The organism is Bacillus cereus, assembly GCF_025917685.1.
Classification (GTDB): domain Bacteria; phylum Bacillota; class Bacilli; order Bacillales; family Bacillaceae_G; genus Bacillus_A; species Bacillus_A cereus_AT.
Genome location: NZ_CP089518.1, coordinates 1,913,099 through 1,933,991 on the forward strand (window position 1 = coordinate 1,913,099; position 20,893 = coordinate 1,933,991).

Sequence of the window (20,893 nt, forward strand, 5' to 3'; positions counted from 1 at the left end):
TCGGTTTTATTTATTAGTTTTAATGTTTCCAGGTGCTCGCCCGTATTGATATGGTTCTTGTAATTCAAAGCCTAGTTCATTGGCGGCTATTCTTGGGAAGTATGGATTGCGAAGTAACTCACGTCCGATAAAAATTAAATCTGCCTCGTTAGTTTTTAAAATTTGCTCTGCTTGTGATCCAGTTGTAATTAATCCTACTGCGCCTGTTGCAATGTTAACATGTTCCTTAATATGTTTAGCATATTGTACTTGATACCCAGGATACACATCAATATGTGCTGGTACAACAGCACCAGAACTACAATCGATTAAATCTACCCCCTGTTCTTTCATCCATCCTGTATACTGTACATAATCTTGAACCGTTAACCCGTCAGGATGATAATCATTTGCCGAAATACGAACAAATAACGGTCCGTCCCAAACTTCATTTACAGAGTCAATGATTTCGCGTAAGAAACGATAGCGATTTTCAGCTGAGCCCCCGTATTCATCAGTCCGCTTATTGGAAAGCGGAGAAAGAAATTCATTAATAAGATAACCGTGAGCGCCGTGTAATTCAATAATGTCAAATCCTGCTTGTTTAGAGCGGAAAGCTGCTTTTTGAAAAGCAGAAACAGTTTCTTTAATTTGCTGTTTATTCATTTCTGCTGGTATTTTCATTCCGTCGCTAAATGGAATTGCTGAGGGAGCGAAAGCGTCTGTTTCTAATTCAGCCTTTCTTCCGGCATGAGCGAGTTGAATGGCTGCTTTTGCACCGTTATCATGTATAAAAGTTGTCGTTTTATGTAAGCCTTCAATTAGAATGTCATCCCAAATGCCTAGGTCTTTGTTAGAAATTCGTCCTTCAGGTAACACAGCTGTTGCTTCAATCATAACTAGACCTACTTGACCAGCGGCCCTGGTTCCATAATGGACAAGATGAAAATTAGTTACTTGGCCATCCGCGTTTTCTGATGAATACATGCACATAGGCGACATAACGATACGGTTTTTTAGTGTAACGTCCTTAATTGTATAGGGTGAAAAAAGTTGGGAATGCATCAAATAACCTCCTTGATTGAATTTTCTTACATTGTATCATTCTCTTTTTTGTTTCCCTAACAAAACGCTTATACGAAAAATTTTGTCTATTCGTGTTACAATGACTAATATGAAATGAATTGGAGGATGACATATGTATCAGGCTTATTATGAAAGTGAATTAGGTTTGCTGGAAATTACAGCGAATGATAAAGGAATTACGTCTGTTATATTTGTTGATGAACGACAAGAAGAACGTACAAATGAAATGATAGATCAGTGTATAAAAGAGCTAAAGGAATATTTTAAGGGGAAAAGAAAAGAGTTCACGGTTCCGTTGTCTGCTGAGGGAACATTATTTCAAAAAAATGTATGGGATGCGCTCTATACTATTCCATACGGCGTAAGTGCTTCATATTTAGATATTGCGGAGAAGGTCGGCAATACGAAAGCTGTACGAGCGATAGGAGGAGCAAATAGCCGGAATCCAATTTCAATTATCGTTCCATGTCACCGTGTAATAGGAAAGAGTGGAAAGCTTGTTGGGTATGCGGGTGGTTTATGGAGGAAAGAGTGGTTATTGAAACATGAAGGTATTTTAAAATGAAGTGTGGATGGAAAGAGGGATCGTTTTGAAATGTATAAATTGTGGGCGACCTTGTACTAATGATCAGTTAAATTGTGCAAATTGTCAACGAGATTTGCATAATGAACAAGGGGAAAGTAGCTCGTTAATAGACAAAGAATTAGAAGTATATGTAGGGAGACAATATCCGTATTACAAAAGAAAATGGGAGCTTGAAAACAAGCGAATTGCTAGGTGGAGCTGGAATGGTTTGGCTGCTATTTTCAATGTAGGTTGGCTTGGATATCGTAAGTATTATTTACCTGCTGCTTTATTTATACTGTTATTAGTGGCATGTGATGCGTTTTCTTATTATATGGGGTTCAACGTAGCATTGCCAATCATTAATATGGTGCCTCTTACGTTTTTATTACTCGTTTTTATTCTATTTGGGATGGGGATTTTTGCGAATGGATTATATTATCAATTTGCAGAAAGGCGTATATATCGAATAAAAGCACGGGGAATTAAAGATGAATCGGTTGAAAATTATCTCATCCGTGATAGTGGTGGAACGAGTAAAATGGGCGCAACAATCGTAACTATTTTAGCAGTTGCTAGCCTTCTTTTAAGCCATTTCTTTTTTCCGACTGATCGAGATATTATACAAAAAGTACGTACAAGTTCGCTTTATGAATATCCATTCTTTTCGATTGGTGAATCGTTTGAAAGCTATTTTCAAAATTCAGGGTGGATATATTATCGTGGATCGGAAGGTATGGAATTAGTAGAATTTCAAGGATACAGTCCAGGAATGCCAAGACAAAAAGTTACAATTCAATTTATTGTTGATTATAAATTGAGTGAAATTGAACCATACTCCCTTACGATTAATGGCGAATCTAAAAATGAAGAAGAGTTTTTGAAGATGATGGAAGAAATATTCAAGGTTCAAAATCCGTTTGAAATAGAGGATGGGTTGCAAGTAAAAGTGATAGAAAAAGAAGCGGATGGAAAGAACTTTCTATCTGCTTCTTTTTTTGTGTGTGAAAAAATAATATTTGAAATAATCTGAATCTTTTGTATAATAATATGTATTATACTATACTGGCTTTCATTTATACATATAGATTGGGGGAAGGAAGAATGAAGAGAAAGGTAACAACGATTGCTGCAGTTGCATTATCAACTAGTGTATTGGTTGCAGGTTGCGGAAATGGGGAGAAGGCATCTACAACAAAGAAAGAAGCAGGTAAGGGAATAGCAGATAAGCAAGTATTAAACTTACTAGAAACAGCAGAAATTCCTTCAATGGATACATCAAAATCAACGGACTCTGTATCATTCCGGGCCTTTGTAAATGCAATGGAAGGGCTATATCGTTTAGATAAGGATAATAAGCCAACGCCAGGTATGGCAAAAGATGTGAAGATTAGTGAGGATAAAACGACGTATACATTTGAATTACGAGATGCAAAGTGGTCTAATGGCGATCCAGTTCGAGCGCAAGACTTTGTATATGCATGGCAACGCGCATTAGATAAAGCAACGGCTGCTGAGTATGCATTTATTTTATTCGATGTGAAAAATGCACAGAAAGTAAATAAAGGAGAATTACCGCTAGATCAATTAGGAGTGAAAGCGAAGGATGATAAAACATTAGTAGTAGAATTAGAACAACCAGCACCGTATTTCCTTGAGCTGACTTCATTCCCGACATTTTTCCCTTTAAATGAAAAATATGTGAAAGAACAAGGGGATAAATATGCATTAGAAGCAGATAAATTATTATACAATGGACCATTTACTATGAGTCAATGGAAACATGAACAAAGTTATCAGTTAAAGAAAAACCCTAATTATTGGGATAAAGATACTGTAAAGTTAGAAGAAATTAATGTAAGTATTGTGAAGGAAACGAGCACGGGAGTAAATTTATATGATAGTGATCAAGCAGATCGAGTTATTTTAAGTTCTGAATTTGTTGATAAATATAAAAAGAATAAGCCAGATGAATTTAAAACGAAGTTAGATCCACGTATGTATTTCTTGCGCTTCAACCAAAAAAATGCAACATTTAAAAATCAAAAAGTACGTGAAGCAATTGATTTGGCATATGATAAAAAAGGAATTGCGAATGTTATTTTAAATGACGGATCATTACCAGCATATTTCTTAGTACCTGAAAAATTTACGACAGGACCAGATGGGAAAGATTTCCGTTCTGTAAATAAAAATTTCCGTGACAGTAAAGATAATGCAGAAAAAGCAAAAAAATTATGGGAAGAAGCGAAGAAAGAACTTGGCCAAGATACAATTACAGTAGAATTTCTGAATGATGATAACGGTAGCCGTAAAAAAGTGGGCGACTTTATTAAAGAAGAGTTAGAGAAAAATTTACCGGGTCTAAAGGTGAATTTGAAACAACAACCATATAAGCAGAAGCTAGAATTAGAAAAGAAATTTGAATATGAATTCTCATTATCTGCATGGAGTCCAGATTATCCAGATCCAATGACTTATATTGATATGTTTGTAACTGGAAGCTCATTTAATGAAATGGATTATTCTAATCCGAAGTATGATGATTTAGTAGCAAAATCAAAAGGAGAATTATTAAAAGATGATGCAGCACGCTGGAAAGCACTTGCGGAAGCTGAAAAAATCTTAATTGGTCAAGATGCTGCAATCTCACCTGCTTATCAGCAAAGTACGGCTTATTTAGAGAAGACATATGTAAAAGGTATCGCTAACCATACATTTGGTGGGGACTTTAGTTATAAATGGGCATATATTACAAAGAAATAGTATAATAAAAGATGAGTGAATTTTCGCTCATCTTTTATTTGTATAGGAGGAATTAGAGTTGTTAAAGGGAATCAATCATCTTTGTTTTTCAGTGTCCAATTTAGAAAAATCTATTACATTTTACGAGAAAGTATTGGAAGGAGAATTATTAGTCAAGGGGAGAAAACTTGTATATTTTAATATATGTGGAGTATGGATAGCGCTTAATGAAGAAACACATATTCCGAGAAATGAGATTCATCAATCTTATACGCATATGGCGTTTTCTGTTGAACAGAAAGACTTTGAATGCCTACTGCAGCGATTAGAAGAAAACGATGTTCATATTTTAAAAGGAAGAGAACGGGATGTAAGGGATTGTGAGTCTATATATTTTGTTGATCCTGATGGCCACAAGTTTGAATTTCATTCAGGGACATTGCAAGACCGACTTAATTATTATAGGGAAGAGAAACCTCATATGACATTTTACTAAGGGGGGAAGAAGTTGCATGCACTAGTAATTGGTGGGACAGGAATGTTAAAGAAAGTTTCTGTTTGGCTTTGTGATCAAGGATTTCGTGTGTCTGTTATTGGACGAGATGAAGTGAAATTAGAAAATGTTAAGCGAGAGAGTGCTACACCAGAAAGTATCACATGCCTTCCGTTAGATTATCATAATGATGGCGATGTAAAGCTAGCTATTAAAAGTACAATTGAGAGGAATGGCCCAATAACATTAGTTGTCGCATGGATACACTCAAGTGCGAAGGATGCGTTATCATTTATTTGTAGAGAAGTAGACTCATCGTCTGAAACATACAGCGTTTTTCATATTTTAGGTAGTAAAGCGTCGCGTATGCCTGCACAAAAAATAGGAGGTACGCGATGTAGCTATCATAGAATAATATTAGGTTTTATATTAGAAGATACATATGGAAGATGGCTTACCCATGAAGAAATATCGGATGGGGTAATAAAAGGAATTGAAAGTAAATGTGATGAATGGATTGTAGGATGCGTAGAACCTTGGGAATTGCGGCCAAAATGGTAAGGGGGAATGTGTAATGAAAACAACTGTATATGTAACAAGGCACGGTGAAACGGAATGGAATGTAGCAAAGCGAATGCAAGGGCGGAAAAATTCTGCTTTAACTGAAAATGGTATGCTACAAGCGAAACAATTAGGTGACCGAATGAAAGATTTATCTATTCATGCGATCTATAGTAGTCCGAGTGAAAGAACACTTCATACTGCAAAGTTAATAAAGGGCGAACGTGATATACCGATAATAGCGGATGAGCATTTTTATGAAATTAACATGGGTATATGGGAAGGACAAACAATCGATGATATAGAGAGGCAATACCCAGAAGAAATACAATTGTTTTGGTATGAGCCACATCTTTTTCAGTCAACATCAGGAGAAAATTTTGAGGCCGTTCATAAAAGAGTAATTGAGGGGATGCAGCTTCTTTTAGAAAAACATAAAGGAGAGAATATATTGATTGTTTCTCATGCGGCAGCAGCAAAATTACTTGTAGGACATTTTGCGGGTATTGAAATTGCAAATGTATGGGATGATCCATTTATGCACAGCGCTAGTCTTAGTGTGATTGAGTTTGATGACGATTGTGGTGAAGTAAAACAATTTGCAGATATAAGTCATTTTCAGTAAACGTAAAAAAGGTCGCAAAGCGACCTTTTTTGGTGGACATAAAAAACTAGCAATTACGTTTTTTATACCAGAAGTGATCGAATTTTTTATTCTTGCAAGAAGAAAACTTGTGTCTGCAATCTTTGCAATCATTCCACTTGTGCCCGTCATCGTGACAGTCTTTACCATGATCACAATCATCGCAAGAGCGACCGTGTCCGTGAGGGAAGAATTCGCATTTTTTACAGAAACATCGTTTTGTCCAGAAACATTTCTTTTCAAAGCGTATGCATTTTGTAACGAAAGTACAATGTTTTCTGCGAGTACGTTTTGTAACTAAAACGCATTCTTTTCTACGTGTCACTTTCGTAACGAACGTCCATTTTTGAACGCGTACACGAGTACATTTTGTAACAAATGTCCATTTTTTTACATGAGTACATTTTGTAACGAAAGTACAATGTTTTACGCGAGTACATCTTGTTCTTGGACATTTATTCCCTGTTGTACATTTCCGTCCTGTTGTACATCGATGATGAGAGAATTTATCATCATCGCACTCAAAAGTACTTGGATCTTGGTGTAAGAAATCCTCCATCCCTGCACTTTTGATTTCTTCAACAGCTTTTCTAATATCACGTTTCATAGAAATCCTCCTTATCGAGTGTTAAATTGAAAAGGTATTCTTTTTCCTTAACATGATATGAGATTCGGCTTCTTTCTGAACAGGACAAGAGTGTAATTTTATATAAATGGATGATAGCGGATGTATGGACAAGGCGTGGTGCATACATTGAATGAAGAGAACTGAGAAGGGATGAGAAAACATGCTGCCTTCATATGATTTTTTTGTTCATCCAATGTACTTAGTGGAATTGAAAAAAGACATTTGGTCAGATAGTCCAGTGCCAGCAAAGTTAACATATGGAAAAAAGAAGTATGACATTGATATTGTCTACCGTGGTGCTCATATTCGTGAATTTGAGAAAAAATCTTATCATGTTATGTTTTATAAACCGAAAAAATTTCAAGGCGCGAAAGAGTTTCATTTGAATTCTGAGTTTATGGATCCGTCTCTCATACGAAATAAATTATCTTTAGATTTTTTTCATGATATTGGTGTACTTTCACCAAAGTCACAACATGTATTTATAAAAATTAATGGTCAAATTCAAGGTGTATATTTACAGTTAGAATCAGTTGATGAAAACTTTTTGAAAAATAGAGGATTACCGAGTGGTTCTATTTATTATGCGATAGATGATGATGCGAATTTTTCTTTAATGAGTGAGAGAGATAAAGATGTTAAGACAGAGCTCTTTGCGGGTTATGAATTCAAATATTCGAATGAAAATAGTGAAGAACAGCTGAGTGAATTTGTATTTCAAGCGAATACTTTGTCGAGGGAAGCTTATGAAAAAGAAATTGGGAAGTTTTTGCATGTTGATAAATATTTACGATGGTTAGCTGGAGTTATTTTCACACAAAACTTTGATGGTTTCGTTCATAACTATGCACTATATCATAACGATGAAACAAATTTATTCGAAGTGATACCGTGGGATTATGATGCGACTTGGGGGCGAGATGTACAAGGGAGACCACTTAATCATGAATATATTCGTATTCAAGGTTATAACACGTTAAGCGCAAGATTGTTAGATATACCTGTATTTAGAAAACAATACCGAAGTATTTTAGAAGAAATATTAGAAGAACAATTTACCGTTTCGTTTATGATGCCGAAAGTAGAAGGTTTGTGTGAATCGATTCGTCCATATTTACTACAAGATCCATATATGAAAGAAAAATTAGAAATATTTGATCAAGAAGCTGATATGATTGATGAATATATAAATAAAAGAAGAAAGTATATACAAGACCACTTACATGAATTGGATTAATTTTGAAAGAGATTGGAACACTATCAATCTCTTTTTTTGTATAATAAAGATGTATCAATTGAATTGACGTAATATTTATTTAATAAAGAATGGAGATGTGGAAACATGACGGTCAAGTGGATTGATTGGGTAAAACAATTACAATCTATAGCTCAAGCGGGTTTAACGTATTCTAAGGATGTGTATGATATAGAGCGTTTCCAACAATTACGGGATATTTCCATTTCGATGATGTCACATTACACAAAGACAGATTGGGAAGTTGTAGAGAAGTTATTTGCAAGTGAGACAGGCTATCAAACACCTAAAGTTGATATAAGAGCAGTCGTTTTTCAAAATGAAAAACTATTATTTGTGAAAGAAAAAAGTGATAGGAAATGGGCATTGCCAGGTGGATGGGCTGACATTGGTTATACGCCAACAGAAGTCGCGGCGAAAGAAGTATTAGAAGAGACAGGTTATAAAGTAGATTATTTTAGGCTATTAGCAATATTCGATAAAGAAAAACATCAACCATCCGCATCAGCAACCCATATATATAAGATTTTTATAGGTTGCGAGATTGTTGGCGGAGAAAAGAAGCTAAGTATTGAAACAGAAGATATAGATTTTTTTAGTGAACATGAAATACCTGATTTATCAATCGCTAGAAATACCGAGTGGCAGATTAAAGAAATGTTTGCGTTTATGAAAGATCGAAATAAGGAGAGGATACTTGATTAATTAAATGAATCAAATATCCTTTTAGGGTATATTGATGAAAGGTTGTACATATTCTTTTAACAAAAAAGAACATTGTGTAGTTATCCTTAATGTCTATAAGTTAGGTGAAGAGGTTCACATGATTATATTGGCAGATGCCAATATTTATGTGATAATGGAATGGTATGTGAAGAAAAAAGGAGATAGAAAAGAAAATGTTAGCAAACATAATAGATCAGTTATTGCAATTCTTTGCAAGTCTAGGATACTTTGGAGTAGCGCTAGGTTTAATGATTGAAATTATCCCAAGTGAAATTGTTCTTTCATATGCAGGATTTTTAGTTGCAGAAGGAAAAATTAGTTTTGTCGGAGCTGTTATCGCTGGAACAATTGGTGGTACTTTAGCGCAAATCTTTTTATACTGGCTTGGATACTACGGAGGGCGTCCGGTTGTTGAAAAATACGGGAAATATTTACTTATTAATAAGCATCATCTAGATATTGCAGAAAATTGGTTTAAACGATACGGGGCAGGTGTAATATTCTCTGCACGCTTTATTCCAGTTGTACGCCATGCTATCTCTATTCCAGCAGGATTAGCTAAGATGCCGTTAAAGCTCTTTACACTGTATACAGTAGTAGCGATTATTCCATGGTCAATTCTTTTTATATACTTAGGAGAAAAGCTTGGTGGAAATTGGAGACATATTAAAGAATATGCATCTGATTACACACATTACATAATTATAGGTGCGGTTTTCTTTATTGCTCTTTACTTCGGTTTAAAGCTTTTGAAAAAGAGAAAAACAACTCATTAAAGTCAATGATTTTTCATTGGCTTTTTTTATTGTTTCAGTTCTAAAAAAAAGGAGTTGTCCATAATGTGTAATAATAAAGCGTAGCGGGGGAATGTGATGAAAGGATCACCGTTTTTACGTGGAACGATATTTTTAACGATGGCAACGATGATATCTAAAATGTTAGGGTTCATATATGTTATACCATTTACAGCAATGGTAGGTACGAGTGGGTACGTATTATATACGTATGCATACCGTCCTTATACAATTATGCTTAGTATTGCAACGATGGGATTGCCACTTGCCGTTTCAAAAATGGTATCAAAATATGATCAATTGAATGATTATCATACGGTTAAAAGAGTATTAAAGAGTGGTATTGTCTTTATGTTTATAATGGGAGTTATTTCATGTTTTACACTATATATATTAGCTCCACATTTAGCTAAACTTGTAATCGATGGAAATGATCAAAGCGGGAATAGTATAACGGCAGTCACTAATAACATTCAAATTGTAAGTTTTGCGCTAATACTTGTACCAGTAATGAGTTTATTAAGGGGCTTCTTTCAAGGGTTTCAATCGATGGGGCCTTCTGCACTAAGTGTAGTTGTTGAGCAATTTTTTCGGGTCTTAACCATTTTAATAGGAAGTTTTGTCGTTTTATATGTTTTAAAAGAGTCTATTTCACTAGCGGTCGGTATTTCAACGTTTGGTGCATTTATGGGAGCTATAGGTGGATTAACGGTTTTAAGTGCCTATTATGTAAAAAGGAGAAGGCACTTAAAGAAAAAAGAGATGGCAAGTATACAACAAACAACGAAATCTTTTTTCGCGTTATATAGGGAGCTCTTTACATATTCAATACCGTTTGTTGTGGTTGGTTTAGCAATTCCGTTGTATCAGACAATTGATACATTTACAATTAATAAACTACTTATACAAATAGGATATATGCAAGGAGAAGCAGAAAAGATTAATGCGATAATTGGTCTTGTTCAGATGGTTGTACTCATTCCAGTTTCCGTTGCGACCGCTTTTAGTATGTCTCTTGTACCGGAGATGACGAAAGCTTATACAGCAGGAAATACAAAATTGCTGTACAAACATTTTACGAGGACGAATGTATTAGTAGTAGGGATTACGGTACCAGCAGCAATTGGGATGATGGTATTAGCTAAGCCAGTATATACTCTTTTATTTGGTGCCGGAAATGATCCGGAGATGGGGAGAATCATTTTACAGTACTATGCTCCTGCTTGTATACTATTTTCACTCTTTACAGTAACGGCTGCAATGCTACAAGGAATCAATCAACAGCAGAAAACAGTGCAAGGATTAGTAATCGGAATAATCGTAAAGATAGTTTTAAATATTGTATTGCTACCGTATTTTGATTATGTGAGTTTTATCATTTCAACATACGCTGGCTATACGATTTCAGTCGGCTTTAACTTGTGGATGCTTTCTAAATATGTTATAAAGGCAACATAAGCTTTTTTAAAGGCAGAGAACACTCTGTCTTTTTCTATGTTTACAAGATTTTTCTTAAAAAAACGTTTTCAAAATAATTTTTCTATTGAAATTTAATCGTTTGTTCCATATGCTGAAAATAGCGGTTCAAAAACTGTTGTTTAAGTGAGGTAGATTCCTACATGTAAAAAGAATCGGGGTGATAGTATGTTAAATATTTATTTAACAGACCGAAACGGAAAACTACAAGAGATTGAGGAAATGCAAAAGGGTTGCTGGATTAATGTACTTCATCCAACAGAAGAAGAAATTCAGTATCTAGTACAAACTTTAAATGTAGATTTAGATTTCATTAAAGACCCTTTGGATGATGAAGAACGCTCTCGTATTGAAAAGGAAGACAATAATACCTTAATCATCGTCGATATTCCGACAGTTAGGCATGATGAAGAGGGGAATTCGATTTATGACACGATTCCAATAGGTATGATTGTAATGCCAGATTGTTTCGTTACAATTTGCTTAGAAGAGAATCCAATTTTTGAACGTTTTATTAATCAACGTATTAAAGAATTTTATACGTTTAAAAAGACACGCTTTGCACTGCAGCTCTTATATACAATTTCTACTTATTATTTAAGATACTTAAAGCAAATAAATCGAAAAACAATCGATTTAGAGCACCAATTAAATAAATCAATGAAAAACAAAGAAATTTTCACATTGCTCGGTCTTGAAAAAAGTTTAGTCTACTTTACAACATCATTAAAGGCTAATAAAATTGTAATTCAAAAATTAATGCGAAACAGTACATTTTTAAAAATGTATGAAGACGATCAAGATTTATTAGAAGATGTATTAATTGAAAATAAACAGGCAATTGAAATGGCGGAAATATATAGTCACATTTTAAGTGGAATGATGAATACATTTAGTTCCGTTATATCAAATAATTTAAATAGTGTTATGAAACTGTTAACGTCTATTACAATTATTTTATCTTTACCAACAATGGTTTCTAGTTTCTTTGGAATGAACGTAAAGGTTCCATTTGAAGGTGAAGCCCATGGTTTTGTAATTGTACTCATAATATGTGTAACACTATCTTTCACATTAGCTTTTGTTTTCTGGAAGAAACGTTACTTTTAACGATAAGAAAGCTGCTTTAGCATAGTTATAAAACTGTGCTAGAGCAGCTTTTTTGCTATGAAATCCAAAGTTTTGAATAGAATATAAGTTATAAAATGTAATGTATATGAAAGGAGGGAATTCCGTATAAGTCTTGTCCAATTAATAAAATGGGGTTAAAATTACATATTGTTAATGAAAAGTTGGAGGAAATACATCATGGAATTGTTTCAATTACCGAAAGCATTCCTGCAAATGAATACAATCTTTATCTCAATATTAATCGAAGCACTTCCTTTTGTGCTAATTGGTGTATTTATTTCAGGATTCATTCAAATGTTTGTGACAGAAGATATGGTGGCAAAATGGATGCCGAAGAACCGATTTCTGTCTGTTTTATTAGCTACTTTTTTAGGTATGATGTTTCCAGGGTGTGAATGTGGAATTGTTCCGATTGTAAGGCGACTAATCGGAAAAGGGGTTCCGCCATACGCAGGGATTGCATTTATGTTAACTGGACCGATTATTAATCCGGTTGTACTATTTGCAACATATGTTGCTTTTGGAAGTAGTATGCACATGGTATGGTATCGTTCTATTGTAGCGATTATCGTAGCAATTATCGTTGGAATTATATTATCATTTATGTTTAAAGAACATCAATTAAGAGATGATCACTTCCCAGAAGTGAATCATAAGCGTCCATTACGTAAAAAAATGTGGGATGTATGTACACATGCTGTTGAGGAATTTTTCTCAATGGGAAAATACTTAGTGTTAGGAGCATTAATTGCTGCTGCAGTTCAAACGTTTGTACAAACTTCAACATTGCTTGCTATTGGACAAGGTCCGTTTTCTTCATCAGCTGTAATGATGGGACTTGCTTTTATTTTATCACTTTGTTCAGAGGCAGATGCATTTATTGCTTCTTCGTTCCAAAGTACATTTTCAACAGCGTCACTTGTCGCGTTCCTTGTATATGGACCGATGGTGGATATTAAAAATATGTTTATGATGCTTGCAACATTTAAAACAAAATTTGTAATTGTCGTGACGGTTACAGTTACACTTGTTGTATATGCAAGCTCACTACTCATTTATGCGATGGGGTGGTAGGTTATGTTTCGAGCATATATATTATTAGGCTTTACAATATTAATTGGACAGCTCCATATTTCCGGTAACATTACGAAGTATATAAATATGAAGTACGCCTATTTATCAAAAACTGCAGCTATTATTTTAGGTTTCTTAACGATTGTACAAATTATTATCGTTTTCCAGAAAGAGCATCAAAAGGAAAAAGAGAAACAAGATTGTAGTTGTGATCATAGCCATTGTGGGCATGATCATTCAAAAGATGAAAATAAATGGTGGAAAAAAGCATTTTCGTACACATTGTTCTGTTTCCCAATTATTTCAGGATTATTTTTCCCGATTGCAACTTTAGATTCGGACATTGTTAAAGCGAAGGGATTCCATTTTCCTGTTGCACAAGCGGAAAGTAAAGATCCGTTTATGACAAGACAATTCTTAAGACCAGATACGAGTATTTATTACGGAAAAGAAGGATATCGTGGTGTAATGGAAAAAGGGAAGAAAGAGTTTGTTACGAAAGACAATATTGCATTAAAAGATGAAGATTTCCTAAAGGGTATGGAGACAATTTACAATTATCCTGGTGAATTTACTGGTAAAACTTTATCATTTAAAGGCTTTGTTTTCCGCGATGATTCTTCTAAAAAGGAACAATATTTCTTATTCCGTTTCGGCATTATACATTGCGTAGCGGATTCGGGTGTATATGGTATGTTAGTCAAAAAACCAGAAGGTGTAGAGTGGAAAAATGATGATTGGATTCAGGTGGAAGGAGAAATTTCAACTGAATTTTATCAGCCGTTTCATGCGAATATTCCAGTGTTAGAAGTAACGAAATGGAATAAAGTTGAACAGCCGAAAGAACAATATGTATTTAGAGGAGCCGATTGATAAAATCGGTTCTTTTTTGTGGACTAAAAGTTCTAAAAATTGTTAATATTAAATGTGTAGTTCATGAAATGTAGTATATATTGGAATATTAGGGGTATTTAATTAAAGGGGTGATAACAATGACTGAAGTAAAGGGTAAAACAGCTAATGAATCAAGAGTGTTTAAAACGAGTCGAGTATTTCCAACAGATTTAAATGATCATAACACGCTATTTGGTGGAAAGATATTGGCGGAGATGGATATGGTTGCTTCAATTTCAGCAACGAGACACTCGAGAATGGAATGTGTCACAGCGTCTATGGATTGGGTAGATTTCTTACATCCAGTTCGTTCTTCAGATTGTGTTAGTTATGAATCTTTCGTAATTTGGACGGGAAGAACTTCTATGGAGATATTTGTGAAAGTAGTAGCGGAAGATTTAATTTCAGGGGAAAAACGTGTAGCGGCAACCTCATTCGTTACTTTTGTTGCGCTTAGTAAGGAGAATAATCCAGTTCCTGTACCGCGCGTTATCACTGAGACAGAAGAGGAGAAAGAATTACATCGAATTGCTGTGTTACGTGCAGAGCAACGCCATATTCGTAAGGCAGAGAGTAAGAAGGTAGCTAAACTGCTAACTTTTTGATGATAAATACTTTTTCTTTTCGTTTAATATTTCAGCAATAGGCGAAAAAAGTTTTAAAATGAAAAGCGGGCACCTAAAAATAGGTGTCCGCTTTTATAGTTTTTTCATCCCCATATCGTATTACAATAACTGCTTAGCAGAAGCAAGCAGCACCGACGATAATTAAGAGGATAAATAATACAACTAGTAGCGCAAATCCATTACCATGTGCGAAGCCCATTGTTATTTCCTCCTTTTATTTTAAGATACAACATACAATATGCAAATGAGCTCTTGTTTGATATGGACGTATATCATGGAGTGACATATTTTTTGTATGATAATGTTTTAAAAAAGGAAAGATATAGGAATAACAGTATGTGGAGAAAGGAACTTATCCATGAAGCACTTTTTTATTATAATACTTTGCTTGATAGGTGTATTCATATGGATGAACATCGATGTGGAAATGGGGAAAAAAATGGTTAGCGGTTATGAATTAGAAAAAATTCGATTAGGGGATGTTCAACTATATACGAACGGTGATGAGTTATATAGGAATTTATTTGATGATATAAATCGCGCGGAAAAGTACATATATATTCATTTTTATATTGTAGGTAAAGATGAAGTAAGTCGAGAGTTCTTACGGTTATTAGAGAAAAAAGCATCTAGTGGTGTAGATGTGAAATTGTCAGTAGACCGGATAGGTGGATATAAGCTTAAGAAAAAGATAATTAGTCAACTAAAAGAAAAAAGCGTGAAGTTTACATTTAGTAAAAAACCTAAATTTAAAAATTTATTTTTTTCTTTGCATCAACGTAATCACAGACGCATTGTTACTATAGATGGGAAAGTATCGTACATCGGTGGTTTTAATATCGGCAAGGAGTATCTTGGACAGGATCCTAAATTTGGTCCGTGGCGTGATTATCATGTACGCATCGAAGGGGATGGAGCTGCTGATATGGAACGGAAATTTGCGGAAGATTGGCAGGAAGATACGGGAGAAAAGTTCCCTATACATCATGGTTTACCTATACAAGGAAATGTAAAATATCAATACATATTTTCGAATGGAAAAGGTTTATGGCAGGAATATGGGGGACTATTAAAGAAGGCAAAACATTCCTTAATAATCGCCACACCATATTTTGTACCGAGTAAAGAAATGATGCAGGGGTTAAAAGATGTATTAAATCGAGGTGTTCGTGTGAAAATTCTCGTCCCGTTTAAGAGTGACGCTGTAATGCTGAAACAAGCAGCTTATCCACATTTAAAAGAAATGCTTATGGCAGGGGCAGAAATCTATCAATATCGAAATGGATTTTTTCACGGGAAAGTAACAATTATAGATGATGAAATTGTTGACGTTGGTACAGCAAACTTTGATAATAGAAGTTTTTATTTAAATACTGAATCTAACTGCTTTATTTATGATAAGAAAGTAGTAGCAGAAGTATGGAGCCGACTAGAGAAGGACTTTCATAAATCTAAACGGTTTTCTGAAGCAGACTTTGAAAAAATTAGTAGCTGGGATTGGTTTCTAGCAAGAATAGCGAATGTCATAGCATCATATTTATAGTATAGAGATGAAAATAGGAAGGGAGGCTTTTTAATGGATTGTATGAAAGAATTGATGACATATAGTTACACGCTTATATATAAAGTTGGAGAATATACGGGCATGGTTCGAGATGAAGAATTAAAGGATATATTACAGCATCATTTGCCGTATATGTTACAAGCATATAATGAACAAGTGAATTTTCAAGAAGGAGAAAATGTACAACATATAACTTGTAAACAGATGTGGCCGGAATTTACTGAAATGGATAGGGAAACAGATAATGAATATACAGGGGATATTGGGATTGCTATTTGTTATATTACACATTTGAAACGATTAGCATTGAAATTTGCTCAAGTGGCAGTAGAAGTTGCGAACCCGGAGTTTCGTTCTTTTCTGGAAAATTGTTTTGTGAAAATGAACCGTTATGCATATAATGTTTGGCAATATGTTGTGAAAAAGGAATATAAGATTAAACATGTATATGAAAATGAAAAATTCGCGTGAAAAGCTAAGGCGGTATGAAAGGCGCCTTAGTTTTTTTATGTCCAATTAGAGGGTGAAGATTAAAGAGTGGGTTTGTTAGCAGTAAATTTACATAAATTTACTGTATCTTTACTATTTTTAAATCTTTCCTTTAAAAATAAAGAGTAATATAGGGTTGTACATATTCTATCAAAGGGAGGAAACGCAAATGAACAAATGGGTTAAGTCATTAACTGCTATGGCACTTGCAAGTTCTTTATTAATGGTAGGTTGTAGTAAAGGTGAGGATAAAAAGAAAGAGGATGACACAACTTCGCAGCAAGATGAAAAGAAAGATAAAGAAACAAGCAGCACAGATAAGTCTACTGATTCAAAAGAAAAGAAATAAAGTAATAATAGAGCTTCCTCTTATATATGAGGAAGCTTTTTTTGTTGTAAATTGATTGAGATTATTGAAAAATAGAGAAAGAATGAAAGAGGGGGAAAACAAATGAAAGTATGTATATTGGGAGCAACAGGGCGAGTAGGTTCAAACATAATAAAATTAGCACTAAAGGATTCAGCTGAAGTGACTGCGTTAGCGCGTGATTTAAATAGAATCGAAATAAATCATGAAAGGTTACGAGTGATAGAAGGTAATGTATTGAACGAAAATGATATAAAGAAAGCGATAGAAGGAAGCGATATAGTAATTAGTGCACTTGGAACGGATCAAAATGGGACATTAGCAAAGAGTATGCCACAAATCATAAAGCATATGGAAGAAGAAGGCGTTAAGAAGATCCTTACAATAGGAACAGCTGGTATTTTACAAGCAAGAACAAATCTAAATTTATTTCGTTTCCAGTCATCGGAATCAAAAAGGAAAACGGCAACAGCAGCAGAGGATCATCTAGCTGCATATAAGGCAATTAATAATAGTAATTTATGTTGGACCATTGTTTGTCCGACGCATTTAATAGACGGTGATGTGACAGGGGTATATCGAACCGAAAAAGATATATTGCCAGAAGGTGGAGCGAAAATCACAGTTGGTGATACAGCACATTTTACATGGAATTTGAGTAAAGAAAATATATACGAAAATAGTCGAGTAGGTATTTCATATTAAAAAAACCATTCCAAAGTCGGAATGGTTAAAAGATGATATAACATACGAAGATGATAATCATAATGATCTGGAGAATGGCTTTTGCAACGGTACTACTTAAAAAACCAACAACAGTAGCAATTCCAACTAAAAAGGCGTCTTTTGGCGCTTTTTTATGCATTAATTCTGTTATAAATACCGATAAAAACGGTATGATAATAAGACCAAATGGCGGGAAGAAGAACGAGCCGACAATGATAGAAATCATGCCGACACGTTCACCCCACTTAGAACTCCCGTATTTTTTTAAGAAATATCCATTTGCAATAAAATCAGCACCGAAAATGAAAAGCGTAAAAATGACTTGAATGATCCAAAAAGATGTCGTTAACTCTCCGCCATTTATACCAAAATGATAAATGAAATAGCCAGCCCATACTGCAAGAATGCCAGGAATAATGGGGTAAATAAAGGCAAGAAATGAAACAATGAAACAAGCGATGATACTAATTGTTAATAATACAGTCACTTTATATCTCCTTAATAGAATCTAATTTATGTACAGCAATTTTTTTAATTTGATGTCCGTCTAGTTCCAATGCCTTAAATTGAAAACCATCATATTCAACTGAATAGCCAGCATCAATATTTAAGTCAATAGCTTGGGAGAGAAGCCAACCACCAATTGTATCTAAATCACTATCATCAATATGCAGACCAAACATATCATTTACTTCAGAAATGAGTACTTTTCCATCTAAAACAGTAAGTTTTGGAGTACGTTTTTCAATCATTGGTGATTCGTCTGTATCAAATTCATCTTGAATTTCTCCGATAATTTCTTCAAGAATATCCTCCATCGTTAAAAGTCCAGCTGTCCCACCGTATTCATCCATAACAATTGCCATTTGTACGCGGTTCTTTTGAAGGTGGATTAACGTTTTACGAATGGGAACTGTTTCAAATACAGTTAAAACAGGATGTATATACGCATCAAGCGGCTTGTAAATGCCTTTTGTTTGATTATGAAAAATCTCTTTCGTATTTATCATACCGATAATATCATCTTTATCTTTTTCAATAATAGGATAGCGTGTATATTTTTCAGTTGCGACGATATCCATATTTTCTTCTAACGTATTTTCAGTAGATAAGCAAACCATTTCAGTTCTAGGTACCATAATTTCTTTAGCAACACGATCGTCAAATTCAAAAATATTATTTACATATTTATATTCGGTTTGATTAATTTCGCCGCTTTTATAGCTTTCGCCTAAAATGAGTCGTAGTTCTTCTTCGGAATGAGCAAGTTCATTTTCTTTTGCAGGTTCTAAACCGAATAATTTTGTGAAAAACACAGCTGAACTATTAAGCACCCAAATGAATGGATACATAATTTTATCAAACAAAATAAGCGGTTTTGCAAATTTTAATGTGATTGCTTCTGCTTTTTGAATTGCGAAAGACTTAGGAACTAATTCTCCTAATACAACATGGAAAAAAGTAATAACACTAAATGCAATAATAAAGGATAACGTGTTAGCTATTGCTCCAGTAATGTTGATCTTTTCAAATAGTGGGCGTAGTAAATGTTCCACAGTCGGTTCACCAAGCCAACCAAGTCCTAAAGAAGTGATAGTAATGCCGAGCTGACAAGCAGATAAATAAACGTCTAAGTTAGATACGACGCTTCTTGCAGCCAATGCCTGCTTATTACCTTCATTTGCAAGCTGATCAATGCGGCTTTTTCGTACTTTTACAACAGCGAATTCTGATGCAACGAAAAAGCCAGAAATAAGGATAAGTATAAAGATGAGAAAAATATTTAATATGTCCAAGTGTGTTCTCTACTCCAAAGTTTGGAATAAAGATGTCACCTCCTGCAATTATGTTATACTTTTATAATAAATCCAAATGAAAAGATTAGTCAAAGGAAATGGGTAAATATTGGTAGGTTTTTAAAGTGTTTTTTAAATTTGCTGTTATTTTGTCCTCTATATAATAGGAATAACCGTCTACATTTAATTTAAGTAGACGGTTATTCTATGTTATGGTTTCGAAATACTTCTAGTTAAAGTATATGTTTTCTGTTTAGAGTAGTTTGTTGTCCATAAAGTTTGGAGAAAAGACAAGACGCTATACGGAATATAAAGTAGTAATAAACCAATTGTAACAACTATAGGTGTATTTCCCCCAAATTGAACGATAAATTGTAATAGTCCATTTACATGAAAAACACATTCCATAAAAACGAATGAAAGAATAATGGAACTTAAAATAGATTTATGATTGGAAGTAAGCGCCATAAATAACGTATCAACAAGGAAAGCTGAATTTTTTATTTCATATTCATTTGTGTTATTTAAGAAAGGAAGCCATTTTTTAATTGCTTGCATAACAATAATCATAGAAGTGCTACACACGATGATAAAAGATGAGTAGAAAGGAAACTTTATGAATTTCGCGATGTAGAGAAGTAGTAATAAGACTGAACATTGTAATATTACAGTGCTAATAGAATACGGTATCCAGCGCAATAAAGAAGTACACTTTCTTACTGGATTGGGTGCTTTTAAAAATAGATGTCCGATTCCTAAACTTAAAAAGAAACCGATCGCAAGAGTGAATGTGAAACGAACAATCGATAAAAAATATATTTCCCATATGTAGGGGAATAGTGGTGAAGAATGGCTTGAAGTATGTATCATATTTTGTGCATGAATAATCTGATTTGCCGAGAAAAGGATAGGTTCATGCATCCAATCAATTCTTGGAATTGAAATGGAAGAAAGTTGTGCGAAGTTATGAAAAATGCTTATAAAACTAGTTAAGTAAGAGTTACTATGTGTAAGAAATAATGCTGGAATAGGACTTATAACAAGAATAACAAGAACACCAATGATAAATTTACATATATGTGAGCGCAATAAGGACATACAATCACCTGCTCTTAGAATATTCAGAAAATTCTTATTCTTATTTTAGCTTTTTTCGGAGTAAGTTACAATATATTTTTCTTGCAGTAATTCAGAGAGAATGTTTGATACTGAAGATCATACAAGTGAATGATTCATGAATAAATTATGACAAGAAAATGAATAATTTTCAGAAAA

24 protein-coding genes are annotated in these 20,893 nt (G+C 34.1%); 18 read left to right on the forward strand and 6 right to left on the reverse strand.

Annotated elements, in window-relative coordinates; all coding sequences use genetic code 11:
• Positions 1–6: 6 nt before the first annotated feature.
• On the reverse strand, positions 7–1,044 hold the full coding sequence (gene namA, locus LUS72_RS09920) for an NADPH dehydrogenase NamA (protein WP_097829738.1): 1,038 nt from the start codon (positions 1,042–1,044) through the stop codon (positions 7–9).
• 133 nt (positions 1,045–1,177) lie between these two features.
• Here namA and LUS72_RS09925 point away from each other — a divergent pair, with 133 nt between their 5' ends.
• The 6 genes from LUS72_RS09925 (at position 1,178) to LUS72_RS09950 (ending at position 6,054) form a co-directional block, all read left to right on the forward strand.
• Positions 1,178–1,630, forward strand: a complete 453-nt coding sequence (locus tag LUS72_RS09925) for a methylated-DNA--[protein]-cysteine S-methyltransferase (protein ID WP_097829737.1) — start codon at positions 1,178–1,180, stop codon at positions 1,628–1,630.
• A gap of 25 nt (positions 1,631–1,655) precedes the next feature.
• Positions 1,656–2,663: a DUF2628 domain-containing protein gene (locus tag LUS72_RS09930; protein WP_141533545.1), complete on the forward strand. Its 1,008-nt coding sequence runs from the start codon at positions 1,656–1,658 to the stop codon at positions 2,661–2,663.
• 71 nt (positions 2,664–2,734) lie between these two features.
• Complete coding sequence (locus LUS72_RS09935; protein ID WP_097829735.1) at positions 2,735–4,396, forward strand: peptide ABC transporter substrate-binding protein; 1,662 nt, start codon at positions 2,735–2,737, stop codon at positions 4,394–4,396.
• Positions 4,397–4,454: 58 nt separating this feature from the next.
• A complete protein-coding gene (fosB, locus tag LUS72_RS09940) occupies positions 4,455–4,871 on the forward strand; it encodes a FosBx1 family fosfomycin resistance bacillithiol transferase (RefSeq protein ID WP_097829734.1) in 417 nt (138 codons plus the stop codon).
• A 12-nt stretch (positions 4,872–4,883) separates the two neighbouring features.
• The gene (locus LUS72_RS09945; RefSeq protein WP_097829733.1) at positions 4,884–5,429 is read left to right on the forward strand and encodes a short-chain dehydrogenase; all 546 of its coding nucleotides are present in this window, start codon (positions 4,884–4,886) and stop codon (positions 5,427–5,429) included.
• Between the two features lie 13 nt (positions 5,430–5,442).
• Complete coding sequence (locus LUS72_RS09950; RefSeq protein WP_097829732.1) at positions 5,443–6,054, forward strand: phosphoserine phosphatase 1; 612 nt, start codon at positions 5,443–5,445, stop codon at positions 6,052–6,054.
• 46 nt (positions 6,055–6,100) lie between these two features.
• Here the strand turns inward: LUS72_RS09950 and exsB are convergent, their stop codons facing one another.
• Entirely contained in the window at positions 6,101–6,679 is a 579-nt protein-coding gene (gene exsB / locus LUS72_RS09955; RefSeq protein ID WP_097829731.1) for an exosporium protein ExsB, read from the reverse strand.
• 181 nt (positions 6,680–6,860) lie between these two features.
• Between exsB and cotH the strand changes: the two genes are divergently transcribed.
• The 8 genes from cotH (at position 6,861) to LUS72_RS09995 (ending at position 14,655) form a co-directional block, all read left to right on the forward strand.
• Positions 6,861–7,937 (forward strand): spore coat protein CotH, encoded by a 1,077-nt coding sequence (cotH, locus tag LUS72_RS09960; protein ID WP_097829730.1) that lies wholly within the window; start codon positions 6,861–6,863, stop codon positions 7,935–7,937.
• Positions 7,938–8,042: 105 nt separating this feature from the next.
• On the forward strand, positions 8,043–8,660 hold the full coding sequence (locus LUS72_RS09965; RefSeq protein WP_097829729.1) for an NUDIX hydrolase: 618 nt from the start codon (positions 8,043–8,045) through the stop codon (positions 8,658–8,660).
• 194 nt (positions 8,661–8,854) lie between these two features.
• A complete protein-coding gene (locus LUS72_RS09970) occupies positions 8,855–9,457 on the forward strand; it encodes an undecaprenyl phosphate transporter UptA (RefSeq protein WP_000880692.1) in 603 nt (200 codons plus the stop codon).
• A gap of 96 nt (positions 9,458–9,553) precedes the next feature.
• Positions 9,554–10,933: a putative polysaccharide biosynthesis protein gene (locus LUS72_RS09975; protein WP_264448878.1), complete on the forward strand. Its 1,380-nt coding sequence runs from the start codon at positions 9,554–9,556 to the stop codon at positions 10,931–10,933.
• Positions 10,934–11,119: 186 nt separating this feature from the next.
• Positions 11,120–12,061 (forward strand): magnesium transporter CorA family protein, encoded by a 942-nt coding sequence (locus tag LUS72_RS09980; RefSeq protein WP_000932386.1) that lies wholly within the window; start codon positions 11,120–11,122, stop codon positions 12,059–12,061.
• Between the two features lie 198 nt (positions 12,062–12,259).
• On the forward strand, positions 12,260–13,156 hold the full coding sequence (locus tag LUS72_RS09985) for a permease (RefSeq protein WP_002118586.1): 897 nt from the start codon (positions 12,260–12,262) through the stop codon (positions 13,154–13,156).
• Between the two features lie 3 nt (positions 13,157–13,159).
• On the forward strand, positions 13,160–14,029 hold the full coding sequence (locus LUS72_RS09990; protein WP_097829727.1) for a TIGR03943 family putative permease subunit: 870 nt from the start codon (positions 13,160–13,162) through the stop codon (positions 14,027–14,029).
• A 119-nt stretch (positions 14,030–14,148) separates the two neighbouring features.
• A complete protein-coding gene (locus LUS72_RS09995) occupies positions 14,149–14,655 on the forward strand; it encodes an acyl-CoA thioesterase (RefSeq protein ID WP_264448879.1) in 507 nt (168 codons plus the stop codon).
• Positions 14,656–14,788: 133 nt separating this feature from the next.
• Here LUS72_RS09995 and LUS72_RS10000 read toward each other — a convergent pair whose 3' ends face one another.
• On the reverse strand, positions 14,789–14,875 hold the full coding sequence (locus LUS72_RS10000; RefSeq protein WP_000505094.1) for a YjcZ family sporulation protein: 87 nt from the start codon (positions 14,873–14,875) through the stop codon (positions 14,789–14,791).
• Between the two features lie 159 nt (positions 14,876–15,034).
• Here LUS72_RS10000 and cls point away from each other — a divergent pair, with 159 nt between their 5' ends.
• From cls to LUS72_RS10020, 4 genes are all read left to right on the forward strand, one after another.
• A complete protein-coding gene (gene cls, locus LUS72_RS10005) occupies positions 15,035–16,219 on the forward strand; it encodes a cardiolipin synthase (RefSeq protein WP_264448880.1) in 1,185 nt (394 codons plus the stop codon).
• A gap of 33 nt (positions 16,220–16,252) precedes the next feature.
• Complete coding sequence (locus LUS72_RS10010) at positions 16,253–16,711, forward strand: spore coat protein (protein ID WP_097829724.1); 459 nt, start codon at positions 16,253–16,255, stop codon at positions 16,709–16,711.
• 187 nt (positions 16,712–16,898) lie between these two features.
• Positions 16,899–17,078 carry a hypothetical protein gene (locus LUS72_RS10015; RefSeq protein ID WP_097829723.1) on the forward strand — a complete coding sequence of 60 codons (180 nt, stop codon included), beginning with the start codon at positions 16,899–16,901 and terminating at the stop codon, positions 17,076–17,078.
• 102 nt (positions 17,079–17,180) lie between these two features.
• Positions 17,181–17,801 carry an NAD(P)-dependent oxidoreductase gene (locus tag LUS72_RS10020; protein ID WP_264448881.1) on the forward strand — a complete coding sequence of 207 codons (621 nt, stop codon included), beginning with the start codon at positions 17,181–17,183 and terminating at the stop codon, positions 17,799–17,801.
• Positions 17,802–17,826: 25 nt separating this feature from the next.
• Here LUS72_RS10020 and LUS72_RS10025 read toward each other — a convergent pair whose 3' ends face one another.
• From LUS72_RS10025 to LUS72_RS10035, 3 genes are all read right to left on the reverse strand, one after another.
• Positions 17,827–18,309 (reverse strand): DUF456 domain-containing protein, encoded by a 483-nt coding sequence (locus LUS72_RS10025; RefSeq protein ID WP_097829721.1) that lies wholly within the window; start codon positions 18,307–18,309, stop codon positions 17,827–17,829.
• Position 18,310: 1 nt separating this feature from the next.
• Positions 18,311–19,618 (reverse strand): hemolysin family protein, encoded by a 1,308-nt coding sequence (locus tag LUS72_RS10030; RefSeq protein ID WP_097829720.1) that lies wholly within the window; start codon positions 19,616–19,618, stop codon positions 18,311–18,313.
• A gap of 210 nt (positions 19,619–19,828) precedes the next feature.
• Positions 19,829–20,716 (reverse strand): hypothetical protein, encoded by an 888-nt coding sequence (locus LUS72_RS10035; protein ID WP_097829719.1) that lies wholly within the window; start codon positions 20,714–20,716, stop codon positions 19,829–19,831.
• Positions 20,717–20,893: the final 177 nt, after the last annotated feature.

Coding starts and splice junctions, on each gene's coding strand:
- LUS72_RS09975 (WP_264448878.1), top strand. CDS start 9,554: ATGAAAGGATCACCGTTTTTACGTGGAACGATATTTTTAACGATGGCA.
- LUS72_RS10035 (WP_097829719.1), bottom strand. CDS start 20,716: ATGTCCTTATTGCGCTCACATATATGTAAATTTATCATTGGTGTTCTT.
- LUS72_RS09985 (WP_002118586.1), top strand. CDS start 12,260: ATGGAATTGTTTCAATTACCGAAAGCATTCCTGCAAATGAATACAATC.
- LUS72_RS09995 (WP_264448879.1), top strand. CDS start 14,149: ATGACTGAAGTAAAGGGTAAAACAGCTAATGAATCAAGAGTGTTTAAA.
- LUS72_RS10010 (WP_097829724.1), top strand. CDS start 16,253: ATGGATTGTATGAAAGAATTGATGACATATAGTTACACGCTTATATAT.
- LUS72_RS09935 (WP_097829735.1), top strand. CDS start 2,735: ATGAAGAGAAAGGTAACAACGATTGCTGCAGTTGCATTATCAACTAGT.
- LUS72_RS09950 (WP_097829732.1), top strand. CDS start 5,443: ATGAAAACAACTGTATATGTAACAAGGCACGGTGAAACGGAATGGAAT.
- namA (WP_097829738.1), bottom strand. CDS start 1,044: ATGCATTCCCAACTTTTTTCACCCTATACAATTAAGGACGTTACACTA.
- LUS72_RS10015 (WP_097829723.1), top strand. CDS start 16,899: ATGAACAAATGGGTTAAGTCATTAACTGCTATGGCACTTGCAAGTTCT.
- LUS72_RS10000 (WP_000505094.1), bottom strand. CDS start 14,875: ATGGGCTTCGCACATGGTAATGGATTTGCGCTACTAGTTGTATTATTT.
- cotH (WP_097829730.1), top strand. CDS start 6,861: ATGCTGCCTTCATATGATTTTTTTGTTCATCCAATGTACTTAGTGGAA.
- LUS72_RS10020 (WP_264448881.1), top strand. CDS start 17,181: ATGAAAGTATGTATATTGGGAGCAACAGGGCGAGTAGGTTCAAACATA.
- LUS72_RS09980 (WP_000932386.1), top strand. CDS start 11,120: ATGTTAAATATTTATTTAACAGACCGAAACGGAAAACTACAAGAGATT.
- LUS72_RS09990 (WP_097829727.1), top strand. CDS start 13,160: ATGTTTCGAGCATATATATTATTAGGCTTTACAATATTAATTGGACAG.
- LUS72_RS09965 (WP_097829729.1), top strand. CDS start 8,043: ATGACGGTCAAGTGGATTGATTGGGTAAAACAATTACAATCTATAGCT.
- LUS72_RS09970 (WP_000880692.1), top strand. CDS start 8,855: ATGTTAGCAAACATAATAGATCAGTTATTGCAATTCTTTGCAAGTCTA.
- exsB (WP_097829731.1), bottom strand. CDS start 6,679: ATGAAACGTGATATTAGAAAAGCTGTTGAAGAAATCAAAAGTGCAGGG.
- LUS72_RS09925 (WP_097829737.1), top strand. CDS start 1,178: ATGTATCAGGCTTATTATGAAAGTGAATTAGGTTTGCTGGAAATTACA.
- cls (WP_264448880.1), top strand. CDS start 15,035: ATGAAGCACTTTTTTATTATAATACTTTGCTTGATAGGTGTATTCATA.